The sequence below is a fragment of the Achromobacter sp. K91 genome, from assembly GCF_003576205.1.
Taxonomy (GTDB): Bacteria; Pseudomonadota; Gammaproteobacteria; order Burkholderiales; family Burkholderiaceae_B; genus Achromobacter; species Achromobacter aegrifaciens.
The window spans coordinates 20074-34373 of sequence record NZ_QWFB01000049.1 but is presented as its reverse complement, the minus strand read 5'-3'; the positions used below and the strand labels follow the sequence as shown (position 1 = coordinate 34373).

12 protein-coding genes are annotated in these 14300 nt (G+C 60.4%); 8 read left to right on the top strand and 4 right to left on the bottom strand.

What is annotated here, in order from left to right; all coding sequences use genetic code 11:
• Nucleotides 1–101: 101 nt before the first annotated feature.
• The 8 genes from DXK93_RS23950 to DXK93_RS32515 all read left to right on the top strand — a co-directional run bounded on the left by DXK93_RS23950 (nucleotide 102) and on the right by DXK93_RS32515 (nucleotide 8981).
• Nucleotides 102–302 carry a helix-turn-helix domain-containing protein gene (locus DXK93_RS23950; protein WP_119451409.1) on the top strand — a complete coding sequence of 67 codons (201 nt, stop codon included), beginning with the start codon at nucleotides 102–104 and terminating at the stop codon, nucleotides 300–302.
• Complete coding sequence (locus DXK93_RS32025) at nucleotides 299–502, top strand: hypothetical protein (protein WP_119451352.1); 204 nt, start codon at nucleotides 299–301, stop codon at nucleotides 500–502. Before DXK93_RS23950 ends, DXK93_RS32025 begins: the two co-directional genes overlap by 4 nt.
• 156 nt (nucleotides 503–658) lie before the next feature.
• Nucleotides 659–2719 carry a class I SAM-dependent DNA methyltransferase gene (locus DXK93_RS23940; RefSeq protein ID WP_119451351.1) on the top strand — a complete coding sequence of 687 codons (2061 nt, stop codon included), beginning with the start codon at nucleotides 659–661 and terminating at the stop codon, nucleotides 2717–2719.
• A complete protein-coding gene (locus tag DXK93_RS23935) occupies nucleotides 2716–3984 on the top strand; it encodes a restriction endonuclease subunit S (protein WP_119451350.1) in 1269 nt (422 codons plus the stop codon). The genes DXK93_RS23940 and DXK93_RS23935 overlap by 4 nt, the downstream gene beginning before the upstream one ends.
• Nucleotides 3981–4631, top strand: a complete 651-nt coding sequence (locus tag DXK93_RS23930; protein ID WP_119451349.1) for a GIY-YIG nuclease family protein — start codon at nucleotides 3981–3983, stop codon at nucleotides 4629–4631. Before DXK93_RS23935 ends, DXK93_RS23930 begins: the two co-directional genes overlap by 4 nt.
• Nucleotides 4628–7888, top strand: a complete 3261-nt coding sequence (locus DXK93_RS23925; RefSeq protein WP_233564605.1) for a type I restriction endonuclease subunit R — start codon at nucleotides 4628–4630, stop codon at nucleotides 7886–7888. Before DXK93_RS23930 ends, DXK93_RS23925 begins: the two co-directional genes overlap by 4 nt.
• A gap of 728 nt (nucleotides 7889–8616) precedes the next feature.
• Nucleotides 8617–8823, top strand: a complete 207-nt coding sequence (locus tag DXK93_RS32375; protein ID WP_233564604.1) for an aminoglycoside adenylyltransferase domain-containing protein — start codon at nucleotides 8617–8619, stop codon at nucleotides 8821–8823.
• A 23-nt stretch (nucleotides 8824–8846) separates the two neighbouring features.
• The gene (locus tag DXK93_RS32515) at nucleotides 8847–8981 is read left to right on the top strand and encodes a hypothetical protein (RefSeq protein WP_255423609.1); all 135 of its coding nucleotides are present in this window, start codon (nucleotides 8847–8849) and stop codon (nucleotides 8979–8981) included.
• 61 nt (nucleotides 8982–9042) lie between these two features.
• On the opposite strand, the gene DXK93_RS23915 is transcribed toward DXK93_RS32515, so the two are convergent.
• From DXK93_RS23915 to guaB, 4 genes are all read right to left on the bottom strand, one after another.
• Nucleotides 9043–9591, bottom strand: a complete 549-nt coding sequence (locus DXK93_RS23915; RefSeq protein WP_119451347.1) for an AAA family ATPase — start codon at nucleotides 9589–9591, stop codon at nucleotides 9043–9045.
• Nucleotides 9592–9695: 104 nt separating this feature from the next.
• Entirely contained in the window at nucleotides 9696–10793 is a 1098-nt protein-coding gene (locus DXK93_RS31885) for a hypothetical protein (protein WP_147400270.1), read from the bottom strand.
• Between the two features lie 206 nt (nucleotides 10794–10999).
• Nucleotides 11000–12592, bottom strand: coding sequence for a glutamine-hydrolyzing GMP synthase (gene guaA / locus DXK93_RS23910; protein ID WP_119451346.1), 1593 nt, complete (start codon nucleotides 12590–12592; stop codon nucleotides 11000–11002).
• 118 nt (nucleotides 12593–12710) lie between these two features.
• Complete coding sequence (gene guaB, locus DXK93_RS23905; protein WP_054456333.1) at nucleotides 12711–14171, bottom strand: IMP dehydrogenase; 1461 nt, start codon at nucleotides 14169–14171, stop codon at nucleotides 12711–12713.
• Nucleotides 14172–14300: the final 129 nt, after the last annotated feature.

Sequence of the window (14300 nt, the reverse complement as noted above, 5' to 3'; positions counted from 1 at the left end):
CCAGGCAGCCGGCCTTCAGCGCTTAAATTTTCGGTTTGGTTTGCCTTGAATATGAAAATTTTGCACTATTCTATCGTTATTTACCAATGACCGGCCGCTTCATGTCCAAGAAGATCAGCGACAGCCCAATCCTGACGATCAGGGAAGTCGCGGAGTACCTGAAGGTTACGGAACGGACGATCTACCGGCTCGCGGCGGCCAAGAAGATTCCCGGCTTCAAGGTCGGCGGAATGTGGCGCTTCCGGCAAACGGACATCGACGCTTGGATCGTGGCGCAGTCGGAAAACCCAGAGGCGCAATGAGCAACCGCATCAATTGGGGCAATTACGACCTCGTCGTCATCGACGAATCGCACAACTTCCGCAACAACGACGCCTTCAGGGACAAGGAAAGAGGCGCGCTGCGCCAGGCCTTGACCGAGACACGGCGCTCTCCGACCCGCCAGCGACCCAAGGAGCGCGCCGCTGCGATCATGGCCGTTCGTGCGGAGGTATCCCCTTAGCTAAGCTCAACCGGCACTTAGCCAGGCCCGCTTTGGTCTCTGTTCTGGAGACGCAGGTCTGATGGGATGTTCTGGGGATATCCATCAAGCAATCCACCGCCCTGCCCGCCAACTGGCGGGTGCGGCTGATCATTATTCGATACTGACGCAGGCAACATGAGCAAAAACGGCACAACCACCACTGCCAGCACCACCCCTATCGAGGCCCCCAAGGCCAGCGACACCATCTTAGCCGCCTTCATCTGGAAGAACGCCGAGGACCTGTGGGGCGACTTCAAGCACACCGACTTCGGCAAGATCATCCTGCCCTTCACCCTGCTGCGCCGCTTGGAATGCGTGCTGGAGCCGACGCGCGAGAAGGTCCGGGAAGCCCATGCCAAGTTCAAGGACAAGGGGCTGGATATCGGACTAATCCTGCGCCAGACCGCAGGCCTGCCCTTCTACAACACCTCGCAGTACGCGTTGGCCACCCTGGGCGCGACCAAGACCAAGTCCAACCTGGAGGCCTACATCGCCGGCTTCTCGGACAACGCACGCGTCATCTTCGACCAGTTCAACTTCACCGATACGATCGCGCGTCTGGCGCGCGCCGACATTCTGTTCAAGATCTGCCAGAACTTCGCCAACACCGACCTGCACCCTGACGTGGTCCCGGACCGCGTCATGTCCAACATCTACGAGCACCTGATCCGCAGGTTCGGTGCGGAAGTCAACGAGGCGGCCGAAGACTTCATGACGCCGCGCGACGTGGTCCACCTGGCCACCACACTGCTGCTGGACCCCGACGATGCTCTGTTCCGCAGCCATCCTGGCCTGATCCGCACGCTCTACGATCCTACCTGCGGCACCGGCGGCTTCTTGACGGATGCCATGAACCACGTCGATGGCTTCGCCGCGCAAGGCAAGGCGCCGCCCGTGCTGATCCCGTTCGGGCAGGAACTGGAACCGGAAACCCACGCCGTCGCGCTGGCCAATATGCTGCTGCGCCGCCTGGAAACCGAACCCGCGCGCGATCTGTCGGCCAACATCGCCGGCCCCAAGTCCACACTGTCTCAAGACGCGTTTGCGGGCCAGCGCTTCCACTACTGCCTGTCCAACCCTCCCTTTGGCAAGAAGTGGGAGAAGGACCAGGCCTTTGTCGAGCGCGAGGCCAAGGAAAAGGGGTTCGAGGGTCGTTTCGGCGCAGGCACGCCGCGTATCTCCGACGGCTCCATGCTCTTCATCCAGCACCTGATCTCCAAGCTGAAGCATCCCCACAAGGGCGGTGGCCGCGCGGCCATCATCCTGTCGGGCTCGCCGCTGTTCACCGGCAACGCTGGCCAGGGTGAAAACGAGATACGCAGGTGGCTACTGGAGAACGACTACATCGAGGCCATCGTCGCCTTGCCCACCGACATCTTCTTTCGCACCGGCATCGGCTCCTACATCTGGCTGCTAACCAACAACAAGCCCGCCAAGCGCATGGGCAAGGTCCAACTGATCGACGCCACGGCCATCCACTCGCCCATGCGCAAGTCGGAAGGCAACAAGCGCCGCTTCATCAACGACGAGCAAATCCAGGACATCGCCCGCCTCTACGCGGACTTCCAAGCGGGTGAAAACGTCCGCATCGTCGACTACAAGGATTTCGGCTACCGCCGGATCAAGGTACTGCGTCCGCTGCGCCTGGTCGCCAAGATCACCGAAGAGGGCCTGGAAGCCCTCAAGGTCAGCAAGGGGTTTGCCAAGCTGGTTGAAGATGAACAGACCAAGTGGCTGACCCTGCTGCGCCAGGACTTGGGCAAGACCCACCCCTATGCGTGGTTCGCCACCCTTGCAGCCGTTGCTAAGAAGGCAGGCCTGCCCAAGATCACCAAGCCTCTTGCCACCGCCTTGGAAGCCGCGCTGGGCGTTCGTGACACCAACGCCCCGGAAGTACTGGACGAGGAAGGCAACCCGGTGCCGGACAAGGAGCTGGAAGACTTCGAGAGCGTGTCGCTGGAACAAAACATCGGCGGCTACATGGCCGCCGAAGTTCTGCCGCATGTACCCGATGCCTGGGTGGATGCCGACTACACCGACGACCGCGATGGCCAGATCGGCAAGGTCGGCTACGAAATTAATTTCAACCGCTACTTCTACAAGTACGTGCCGCCGCGCGACTTGCACGATATCGATGTCGAGTTGAAGGCCGTGGAAGCCGAGATCGCCGCACTGCTGGATGAGGTGGCGGAATGAGCACTGCGATCGATTGGATGGGAGGCGCCGTCCCGCCCCCCTGGGATGTATTCAAGCTCAAGCACGTGCTTCGAGAAGAGCGCAAGGAAATCGGTAGCGATGCCCCGGCTGGGGCGATCAGCTTCGGAGAGGTTGTATTCAAGAACTTCGACAACGACGAGACATTGGCTACCTATCGCACGGTTAAGCCTGGCCAGTTTTTGATCAACCCTCTCAACCTGAACTATGACCTCAAGAGCCTGCGCATTGCTCTTTCAGAGATCGAATGCCGAGTCAGTCCGGCCTACATCATTGCTTCAAACGACGAGTCTGTCGCGCAAGCGAAGTATCTCCGATGGGCGCTTCGCGTCTTCGATGTGCAGCACATCAAGACGCTGGGTGCCGGAGTCAGACAAACCGTCAAGTTTGAAGATATTGGTGAATGCCACATCGCGCTTCCGAGCCTTGAAGAACAATCCATCATTGCCACCCACCTCGATCGCGCCACCACCCGCATCGACACCCTGGTCGCCAAGAAAGCCCGCTTTATCGAGCTGCTGCGCGAAAAGCGCCAGGCCCTGATCACGCATGCCGTGACCAAGGGACTGGATGCGGGTGTTCCAATGAAGGACAGCGGTATCGAGTGGCTGGGGAAGGTTCCGGCGCATTGGACCACCCCTAAATTACGGCATATAGCGACTGTCCAAACAGGACTAGCACTAGGCAAAAATCTATCAGGCCCCGACATAATCAGCGCCCCATACCTGCGAGTAGCGAATGTCCAGGATGGCTACTTGAAACTGGAGGACGTAGCGACTGTGAATATCCTGCGGAGTGATTTGGCCCGATATCGCTTGCAAGCGAACGATGTCCTCATGAACGAAGGCGGTGATAACGACAAACTAGGCCGCGGCCACATCTGGCGCGATGAGATCGCTAATTGTGTCCATCAGAATCATGTGTTTGCGGTCCGCCCACATGGCGTTTCAAGTGAATGGCTGAATGCCTACAAGGGCTCGCTAGCCGCGCAATCCTTCTTTACGTACAGATCCAAGCAAACCACAAACTTGGCCTCGATCTCGTCCAACAACTTGCTTGACCTGCCGGTCCCTCGCCCTCCTGAAGAAGAGCAAGGCAGGATCCTGGAACACCTCGACCGCGCCACTTCCCGCATCGACACCCTGATCGCCAAAACGGAACGCTCCATCGAACTCTTGCGCGAACATCGCACCGCCCTGATCACAGCGGCTGTGACGGGCAAGATCGACCTGAGGGAGGCCGCATGAGCACGCTATCGATCGTCTATGTCCTGAGCAACCCAGCAATGCCTGGGTTGGTCAAGATCGGTTACACCGCGGCGCCCGATGCGAACGCCCGTATTGGCCAGCTCTACACCACTGGTGTACCGGTACCGTTCAAGCTTGAGTACGCGTGCCGGACCGCCAACCCGGAACAGGTGGAGCGCGCATTGCACGAGGCCTTCGGTCCCAACCGACTGAACCCGAAACGAGAGTTTTTCCAGATCGGTGCCAACCAGGCAATTGCCATTTTGAAGTTGCTTCACGTAGGCGAAGACGTAACCGAGGAAGTGGAGCAACAGCCCACTGCACCTGACGTGGATCAGGCCTCCATCGCCGCAGGAGAACGGCTGGAAATTCGTCGGCGGCCGAAGTTGAGCTTCGATGCCTTGGGCATTCCAGTTGGTGCCCAGCTGGCCTTCGTTCGAGACCCTGCCGTTACGGCAACTATCGAACCAGGGAATAAGGTTCGGCTTCACGGCGATGTCATGTCGCTGACCCGGGCCACCCGCAAAGCACTGAAACTCCCGGAAAGCGCACACGATCGCCATCCCGCGCCGTTGTGGAACTACGAAGAGCGCAACCTGGCTGACATCTACGACGAGTTCCACGGCGAAGACGAGACAACGGAATGACCAATATGCACCCCGCCTTCACCGACACCGCCCACCGCGAGAAGTACTTCGAGGAGCACATCGTCAAGCAGCTGGCCGGCCGCGGCTGGAAGGTGGGCACCACCGCCGGCTACGATCAGAACCACGCGCTGTACCCCGAGGATCTGGTCGAATGGGTTCAGACGACCCAACCCAAGCGCTGGGATAAGCTGGTGGCAAGCAACGGTGACAAGGCCACCGACACCATCATGGACAGGCTGGCCCAGGCCCTGGAACGGGAAGGCACGGTCAACGTGCTGCGCAAAGGCATCAAGGTGGCCGGGGCGGGCGAAATCCGCCTGAGCGAAGGCCTGCCTGAGGACGAGCGCGACCCGTCCGCTTGGGAGCGTTATAACGCCAACATCCTGCGGGTGGTGCCGCAGCTCATGTACCGTCCAGGCAGCAAGCTGGCCATCGATCTGGTGTTCTTCATCAATGGGCTGGCCGTGGCCACCGTCGAGGTCAAGACTGACTTCACCCAGTCCGCCGATTCGGCCGTCGAGCAGTACAAGAACGACCGCCTGCCGATGGAGCCAACCACCCGGCGCGTCGAGCCGTTGCTGACATTCAAACGCGGAGCCGTCGTCCATTTTGCGATGTCCGACAGCGACATCCAGATGTGCACGAAGCTGGCCGGCAAGAACAGCTACTTCCTGCCGTTCAACGCGGGCCGCGATGGCCATGCCGGCAACCCCATCCGTGAGGATGGCGAGTATCCGGTGGCCTACTTCTGGGAACAGGTGTGCCAGCGCGACAACTGGCTACGGATCTTCCACAGTTTCGTGTACACCGAGAAGAAGGACGTGGTCGACCTAGCCGGCAACCACTCCCGCAAGGAAACGCAGATTTTCCCGCGCTTCCACCAGTGGGATGCCGTCACCCGGATGATTGCTGATGCCAAGGCCAACGGCCCAGGCATGACCTACCTGTGCGAGCACTCGGCAGGCTCCGGCAAGACCAGCACCATCGCCTGGACCGCGCATGACCTGATCCGCCTGCGCACGCCTGACAAGGGCGATCCGTATTTCCATTCTGTCATCGTGGTCACCGACCGCACTGTGCTTGACAAGCAGCTCCAAGACGCCATCCAGCAGATCGACCATCAGCATGACCTGATTGCAGCGATTGGCGACAAGGACACGGGGCGCAGCAAGTCCGCGGAATTGGCCGAGGCCATGGAACGTGGCACGCCCATCATCGTGGTGACGTTGCAGACCTTCCCCTACGCCATGGAGCAGGTGCTGACTAATGGCAAGCTGAAAGATCGCAGCTTCGCCGTCATCATCGACGAGGCCCATACCAGCCAGACGGGCTCTGCTGCCTCCAAGCTTCAGGCTACGCTAGCCCTGCGAGATGCCAAGGAAATGGAAGGACTGACCGTTGAAGAGCTGCTGGAGAAGATCCAGTCCTCGCGCGTGCGCCCGAAGAACGTCAGCTATTTCGCCTTCACCGCCACGCCCAAGCACGCCACCCTCACCTTGTTCGGGCGCCCCACTGACCCAACCAAGCCACCCAGCAAGGACAACCTGCCGCAGTCCTTCCACAAGTACCCTATGCGCCAGGCCATCGAGGAGGGCTTCATTCTCGACGCCATGCAGGGCTACCTGCCCTACAAGACCGCGTTCAACTTGGCCGAACCGGTCAAGGACGGCAAGCGCGTCTCGCAGAAAGCGGCCAAGCGCGCCCTGGCCAAGTGGCTCAACCTGCACGCGACCAACGTCATCCAGAAGGTTGAGTTCATCGTCGAGCACTTCGCAGCCAATGTGGCGCCGCTACTGGGGGGTACGGCCAAGGCCATGATCGTGACCTCCTCGCGTGCCTCTGCCGTCCGCTACAAGAAGGCGTTTGACGCATATATCGAGGCCCACCCCCAGCACAAGGCACTCCAGGCTCTGGTGGCCTTTTCCGGGTCGCTGACGGGCAAGGAAGTCGTCCACACCTCCGATGAGCAATTGAAGGACGATCCGTTTGCGGCGCAAGACGACGAGCAGTTCACCGAGGCTTCGATGAACCCGCGCCAGTACGGAACCGACCTGCGCAAGATCTTCGACCGGCCCGAGTTCCGAGTCATGATCGTGGCCAACAAGTTCCAGACTGGCTTCGACCAACCCAAGCTGTGCGCGATGTACCTGGACAAGAAGATCGCCAACCCTGTGGAGATCGTCCAGACGCTGTCTCGCCTTAATCGCACTGCCCCCGGCAAGGACACCACCTTCGTAGTCGACTTCGTCAACGAGCCCCAAGCCATTCTTGACGCCTTCGCCAAGTACGACGCCGGCGCGAAGATCCAGGACGTGCAGAATCCAAACGTGATCTACGACCTGCAAGCCGACCTGGACAAGGCCGGGATCTACACGCAAGGCGAGGTCGACGCCTATTCTGCCGTGCGCTTCAAGTCGGCCGCCTCCTACGCAGCCGGTGAGCAAGCACAGCACAAGGAGCTGTACGCCGCCACCAGCGCGCCTACGGAGCGCTTCAACGACCAGATCAAGAAAGAACGCGCAGCCATCCAGGCAGCGGAAGCCGCATTCGAGATAGCCAAGGCTCAGGGAAACGAGGCCGGCATGAAGCAGGCCGACGCCACGCGGAACGCACACGCCGAAGCCTTGCAGCAATCGCTAGACTTCAAGTCCGGCCTGACCCGCTTCGGCTCGTTGTACACCTATATCGCCCAGACCATCGACTTGGGCGATGCTGGGCTGGAAGCCTTCGCCAGCTTCGCACGCCTGTTGGCCAAACGCCTCCATGGCGTGCCGCCTGAGCAGGTAGACGTGTCTGCTTTGGTCCTGACCGGCTTTGACATCAAGCGTGAGGACATGCCTGGCGACGACGAGCCGCCCAAGGACGATGCTGTAGTCCTCAAGCCGGTTGGCCCAGGGGGAGGCGGCCAAGCTGAGTTGCCGGTCTATCTGCGCCAGGTGATCGCGCGTCTCAATTCTATCTTTGGCGAAGCCACGCCACTGACCGACAAGGTAGCGCTGGTGAACCATCTGGCCGACATCGTGCGCGAAGACGCCAACACTGTTGCTCAGATCAAGAACAATCCACGGGACGTGGCCATGAACGGCAATATCAAGGGATCTGTCCAGTCGGCCTTGGTTCGGGCTCTGGGATCACACACCGAATTGGTGAGCCAAGTGTTGAAGAACGACAAGCAAGCGCTGGTACCGCTGGTCGGCTTGCTCTACGAGATGGTCAAGGGCGACCAGAATATTGATCGCGCGGGCTTAGGCGCATGACATGCTATGAAGGGATCACCACGGCTTCCTGATGCCGACGCAGGTGGGCGACTACAACCCGAACTAGGCCATCAGTTTCAACGAAGACGAGGTCAAGCATACCTGACACCAGCACTGGTGACATACGCAAGATCAGGTCAATGACACGCACAGATTGAGTGGCGGCAAGTCTATGGCGGTTTGAAGCAAACAGTCTATCCCATCCCTTCGGATCTGACCTCGCCAGCCAAACCGGACCGCCTGCTGCTCGTCGCGTAGCACGGCGACAACCACTTCGTTCGTATCGACCGTGCGATTAATTGTTCGGGTGTGCACAGTGCCATCGGCGCGTTGGTAGGTCACACCGCGCAAGTCCACACGCGCCAACTTGGTCGGAGGACGGCCCTTCCCGTTACGCCCCTTGATCACCTCGCGTTCGCGATTGTAGCAGCTGACACATATGTGCTTGCGTATGAGCCGCGCGCCACTTCAATGGCAACGACCACATATCTTCATGCCGTGCAGCAGTATTTGCGCCTCTCTCGCCGGCATGCAGCGCGCCAATCTCACAACCCTTGCAGCGTTGTCGTGAGATATCCCCATCATGGTGCGCGCGCCGCCAATTGCTCGCGCATGCAGGGACGGTCAACGTCGCCTTCATGCGATCGCATGCGAAGTATTTCAGGCTCGGAGTGAGATCGATCTCGAAATATGTGAGAGGAAATGGAGTCAGACTGCATTTTCTCATCATGGGGCCGCAAGCCGATCAGGTTTTCGAGCCCGTGCCCCGTGAGGACCTGAGGCGCGCGCTGCTCGACACCGCCGCGCAGTGGAACGCGCCCGACAACTGGGCGGGCGACGAAAAGCACATCGTCCTCGCCCTGGCCCGCATCTGGTACACGGCCGCCCTTGGCGGCATCGCCTCCAAGGAGCTGGCGGCGACACGGTTGCAGTAAAGATTGCCCCCCCCCACCGAGCCGTGCTGAGCAAGGCGCGGGCGATCTACCAGGGGCACGAGGAAGATGATCTGGCACAACGGCATCAGGCCGAAACCGCGGCGTTCATCATCCATGCGCGCGCCGGCATTGAACGGACTTTCGCCACCGCCCGCTAGCTGAGGATTGCAGGGTGCCGCACGCTTCCGCGGCACGCGATGCCCCCATGCTCTACCGGCCCTAATGTAGCGAATGCGGCAAGACGCAGGCGCCGGCGTCGACCGCATCAATCAAACGCTCAAGCAGTTGAGCCGGACTGTCGTCCCCGATCGTGAGTACGTGCCGCTCTAGCGCCCCCAGCGAACCGAACTGCCCATGCAGCGAAGCAATGGCAGCGGGATCGACCAGCGTATCCCCGCCGCGTTGCTGGCACCTCGTGATGACCACGCTCAAGGGCGGCCTCAGGACGACGTAATGGACGGTAAGGGCCAGCCCCTCGAATACGGGCAGAAACCACGGACCGATGATGCCGTCGAGAACCACGAAGTAGCCGCCTTCGGCATACGCGGACACGGTCCGGCAAAGCGCATCCATCACCACCGTGTTTTGTGCATGGGATTCAGGCAAATACGGCGCGATGGCGCCATGCTTGATGAAAGCCCAAAAATCGTCCGAATGGAGATGAACCTTCGGCGAACCAGCCATCTGTGCGAGGGCCACGGCCGCCGTGGTCTTGCCCGAACCCGGCGGGCCCGTGAGGATCAGGATTTCCTTGCCGTGATTGAACATGGTGCGATGAAAGTCTCCGCGAGTGCGTTGAGCCAATATCCGTACGGTGGATCGATAAGGCCGATACAAGGCTGGACATTGACGTTCAGTGCAGTTATGACGGGTTAAACATCGTGGTCCACATAGGCTCCGAGCTCTCGCCCGACGTCACGCAACCGCTTCACGTCGAACAAAGGGATACCGTACAAAAAACTTGGACTTACTTCATCTCGCTTTCTGCCTGGAGAGGAATGCTGATGAATCGGAAAGAACTTTAGATCAGGATGATCTGGCGCAGAGTCGGCACGATACCTCTCTTTTTTTACTCCAGGCTCGTAGAGCATGTATGCGTAGTCACTCAGCGAACCTACGCGAAGAAGCCATTTCCATCCGGTTTCTAGTTCAATCCAAAGATGCCAACCTCTGTCCCGCTTGTCCGAACTGCCCACGCGCCCCTCAAGCTCATCGGCCATCGTCGCATGAATGGCTGGGATCAAATCATCGGGAATATAGGTGGAAAGTTCATAGTCAGTCTCGGCCGACAGATGAAATAGCGACGCAAAAAAAGAAAAAATACTTGGATGTTCCCTGGCCTCTCTAAGGTGCTCTTGACAAACCGGCAACTGAATCAGCAACGCATAGGCTGGATCACCAAAGGTTGTTGCGGCGTAGCAGCTTGCAACAGCACCGCAAACCACACATCCATCCCCCCGGCTAAAAATCATGGCACGTTCGACACTCGTGTTGGCCAGCCTGCCAGAAACCAGCTCGGTAGGCAGCTCTGTGGCCTTGGTCTTTGCTTTATGCCATTCGTCAAAAACGTGATGCGCCGCAGGCGTATCCACCAATTCGTATAGCGCCTCGGAGTTCGGCAGAAGCAGAATGTTCCTACAGTATTGCTGTGGTGATGCGGCAAGATTTCGTGGTTGGAATCGGTAACTTCTCATGTAGCCACAGTCAATCGTCGCAGGAAATACAAGCACCCACTCCCTTTCAGCTTTCAGGAAATATGCCGCCGCGCAGATTTCGGCCAGCTTTATCCAAAAGCTAGGTTCATGCGTACAAAACTCCAACATGAAGCGGAGGCGCTTCTCGACAGAGTCGAAGTTCTTGAAGGCTAGTGACGATATCCGCGCTTCAATGATTTCGGCTGTCACGTCAGCCTTCGGCAGAGCATTCAGTGCGGAGTCGATATTGATGAGACAGATGTTAGGTCTAGACATGGATGTTCTTCGAATTCCTTTCGACATAGATGACCGGCACGGTCCTCCGCCTGCGGCAACATTCCCTGCCATGGCGCTAGCGACATGTACTTTCCGCGATGTGGGCCCCGCCTTTTTGGCTAATTTGCATCATCCAGGAAAGAAAAAGCCCGCAGTTACGCGGGCCAAACCTCTTTTTTATTTTAGTCGCATAGCTCCCGCCCGACTCACTCCCACTCGATCGTCGCCGGCGGCTTGCTCGACACGTCGTAAACAACACGATTAATGCCACGCACCTCATTGATGATCCGCGACGACACCCGCGCCAGCAGCGGATGCGGCAGCGGCGCCCAATCAGCAGTCATGAAGTCGAAGGTCTGCACCGCGCGCAGCGCCACCACGTATTCGTAGGTGCGCCCATCGCCCATCACCCCCACCGACTTCACCGGCAGGAACACGGCAAACGCTTGTGAGGTCAGCTCGTACCAGGTCAGGCCGCTGGCCTCGTCCTTGGTGTTGCGCAGCTCTTCGATGAAGATCGCGTCGGCGCGGCGCAGCAGTTCGGCGTATTCATGCTTGACTTCGCCCAGGATGCGCACGCCCAGGCCGGGGCCGGGGAACGGGTGGCGGTAGACCATCTGCGGCGGCAGGCCCAGGGCCACGCCGAGTTCGCGGACTTCGTCCTTGAACAGTTCGCGCAGCGGCTCCAGCAGTTGCAGGTTCAGTGTGTCCGGCAGGCCGCCCACGTTGTGGTGCGACTTGATGGAGGTGGCCTTGCCCGTCTTGGCGCCAGCGGATTCGATGACGTCGGGGTAGATCGTGCCCTGGGCCAGCCACTTGGCGCTCTTCTGCTTGCCCGCCTGTTCCTGGAACACTTCGACGAATTCGCGGCCGATGATCTTGCGCTTGGCTTCGGGGTCGGCCACGCCGGCCAGCTTGCCCATGAATTGGGCAGTGGCGTCGACGTGGATGATCTTCACGCCCATATTTTCAGCGAAGGTCTGCATGACCTGCTTGCCTTCGTCCAGGCGCAAGAGGCCGTGGTCGACGAACACGCAGGTGAGCTGGTCGCCGATAGCCTTGTGGATCAGCGCCGCGGCGACCGAGGAGTCCACGCCGCCGGACAGGCCCAGGATGACTTCGTCCGTGCCGACCTGCTCGCGGATGCGGGCGACGGCTTCGGCCACGTAGTCGGGCATGTTCCAGTCGCCTTCGCAGCCGCAGATCTCATTGACGAAGCGGGCCAGCATGGCCTTGCCCTGGACGGTGTGCGTGACTTCGGGGTGGAACTGGACGGCGTAGAACTTGCGGTCTTCGTCGGCCATGCCGGCGATGGGGCAGGACGGCGTGGAAGCCATCAGCTTGAAGCCCGGGGGCAGCTCGGTGACCTTGTCGCCGTGGCTCATCCAGACCTTGAGCATGCCGTGGCCTTCGGCCGTGGAAAAGTCTTCCAGGCCTTCCAGCAGCTTGGTGTGGCCGTGGGCGCGGACTTCGGCGTAGCCGAATTCGCGGTGGTCGGAATAGCTGACCACACCGCCCAACTGCTGCGCCATGGACTGCATGCCGTAGCAGATGCCGAGCACGGGCACGCCCAGTTCGAACACCGCATGCGGCACGCGCATGGAGCCTTCTTCGTAGGCGGAAGCGTGGCTGCCGGACAGGATGATGCCCTTCAGGCCTTGCGCCATCTGGTCGCGCACGAAGGCGTCGTCGACGTCGCCGGGGTGCACTTCGGAGTAGACGCCGGCTTCGCGGACGCGGCGGGCGATCAGCTGGGTGACTTGCGAACCGTAGTCGAGAATGAGGATGCGCTGGTGCATGGAGACTCTACCGGTAAAGAATAAAACCGCAGTAAATAAAACCGCACCGGCAGAACCGCTGATTCAGGTTGCGGTTCTGCCGGTGCGCGATGCATGACATTGTAGTTGACTGTACGGATCAGTCGGCGCGGTAGTTGGGCGCTTCCTTGGTGATCTGTACGTCGTGCACGTGGGACTCGCGCACGCCCGCGGAGGTGATCTCCACGAATTCGGTCTTGGTGCGCATGTCGTCGATGGTGGCGCAGCCGCAGTAGCCCATCGAGGCGCGGATGCCGCCGACCAGTTGGTAAATGATGGCCAGCACGCTGCCCTTGTAGGGGACGCGGCCTTCGATGCCTTCGGGAACCAGCTTGTCGGCGTTGTTGGACGGATCCTGGAAGTAACGGTCGGCGGAGCCGTCCGTCATGGCGCCCAGGCTGCCCATGCCGCGGTAGGACTTGTACGAACGGCCCTGGAACAGCACGACTTCGCCCGGCGCTTCTTCGGTGCCGGCGAACATGCCGCCCATCATGCAGGCGAAAGCGCCGGCCGCCAGGGCCTTCGCAACGTCGCCCGAGTAACGGATACCGCCGTCGGCGATCAGGGGCACGCCCGTGCCTTCCAACGCCTTGGCGACTTCGGAAATGGCATGGATCTGCGGCACGCCGACGCCCGCGACGATGCGGGTGGTGCAGATGGAGCCCGGGCCGATGCCGACCTTGACGCCGTCGGCGCCGTACTCGACCAGCGCGCGCGCGGCGGCGGCGGTGGCTATGTTGCCGCCGATGACTTCAACCTTGGGGTAGTTCTGCTTGACCCAGCGCACGCCTTCCAGCACGCCCTTGGAATGGCCGTGGGCGGTGTCGACGATCAGGACGTCGACGCCAGCCGCAACCAGCTTTTCCACGCGTTCTTCGGTGCCGGCGCCCACGCCCACAGCCGCGCCCACGCGCAGCTGGCCCTGGGCGTCCTTGCTGGCCATCGGGTGTTCGGTGTTCTTGACGATGTCCTTGACGGTGGCCAGGCCACGCAGTTCAAAGCCGTCGTTGACGATCAGCACGCGCTCCAGGCGGTGCTTGTGCATCAGGGACTGCGCCTCTTCCAGCGTGGCGCCTTCCTTCATGGTGACCAGGCGTTCCTGCGGCGTCATGATGTTGCGCAGGGGCTGGTCCAGGTTTTCTTCGAAGCGCAGGTCGCGGTTGGTGACGATGCCGACCAGCTTGCGTCCTTCGACCACCGGCAGGCCCGAGATGCCATGCTGGCGCTGCAACGCGATGGCGTCGCGCACCTTCATTTGCGGGGTGACCGTGACCGGATCGATCACGATGCCGAATTCATGGCGCTTGACGCGGGCGACCTCGCGGGCCTGGGCTTCAGCCGACAGATTCTTGTGGATGATCCCGATGCCGCCCTCTTGCGCCATGGCGATGGCCAGGCGCGATTCGGTCACGGTGTCCATGGCGGCGGACACGAGCGGGATGTTCAGGGTGATGTTGCGAGTGAGGCGCGTAGCCAGGGAAGTGTCGCGAGGCAGGACCTCGGAATACGCAGGCACCAGCAACACATCGTCGAAGGTGAGCGCTTTTTGTACGAGACGCATGGGTAACTCCGGGCGCAAAGCAAGATTATACGCCGCTTGCGTGTTTTGCCTAGGTGTTGACCCTAGGTCCGCAAGGATATTTCTGCACCTCACGGTGGTGCATTTTTCGTTTCTATATTTTTACCCGGG

Excerpts from the sequence above, each read along its gene's own strand:
- DXK93_RS23950 (WP_119451409.1), top strand. The coding sequence starts at position 102 with ATGTCCAAGAAGATCAGCGACAGCCCAATCCTGACGATCAGGGAAGTC.
- DXK93_RS32025 (WP_119451352.1), top strand. The coding sequence starts at position 299 with ATGAGCAACCGCATCAATTGGGGCAATTACGACCTCGTCGTCATCGAC.
- DXK93_RS23940 (WP_119451351.1), top strand. The coding sequence starts at position 659 with ATGAGCAAAAACGGCACAACCACCACTGCCAGCACCACCCCTATCGAG.
- DXK93_RS23935 (WP_119451350.1), top strand. The coding sequence starts at position 2,716 with ATGAGCACTGCGATCGATTGGATGGGAGGCGCCGTCCCGCCCCCCTGG.
- DXK93_RS23930 (WP_119451349.1), top strand. The coding sequence starts at position 3,981 with ATGAGCACGCTATCGATCGTCTATGTCCTGAGCAACCCAGCAATGCCT.
- DXK93_RS23925 (WP_233564605.1), top strand. The coding sequence starts at position 4,628 with ATGACCAATATGCACCCCGCCTTCACCGACACCGCCCACCGCGAGAAG.
- DXK93_RS32375 (WP_233564604.1), top strand. The coding sequence starts at position 8,617 with ATGGGGCCGCAAGCCGATCAGGTTTTCGAGCCCGTGCCCCGTGAGGAC.
- DXK93_RS23915 (WP_119451347.1), bottom strand. The coding sequence starts at position 9,591 with ATGTTCAATCACGGCAAGGAAATCCTGATCCTCACGGGCCCGCCGGGT.
- DXK93_RS31885 (WP_147400270.1), bottom strand. The coding sequence starts at position 10,793 with ATGTCTAGACCTAACATCTGTCTCATCAATATCGACTCCGCACTGAAT.
- guaA (WP_119451346.1), bottom strand. The coding sequence starts at position 12,592 with ATGCACCAGCGCATCCTCATTCTCGACTACGGTTCGCAAGTCACCCAG.
- guaB (WP_054456333.1), bottom strand. The coding sequence starts at position 14,171 with ATGCGTCTCGTACAAAAAGCGCTCACCTTCGACGATGTGTTGCTGGTG.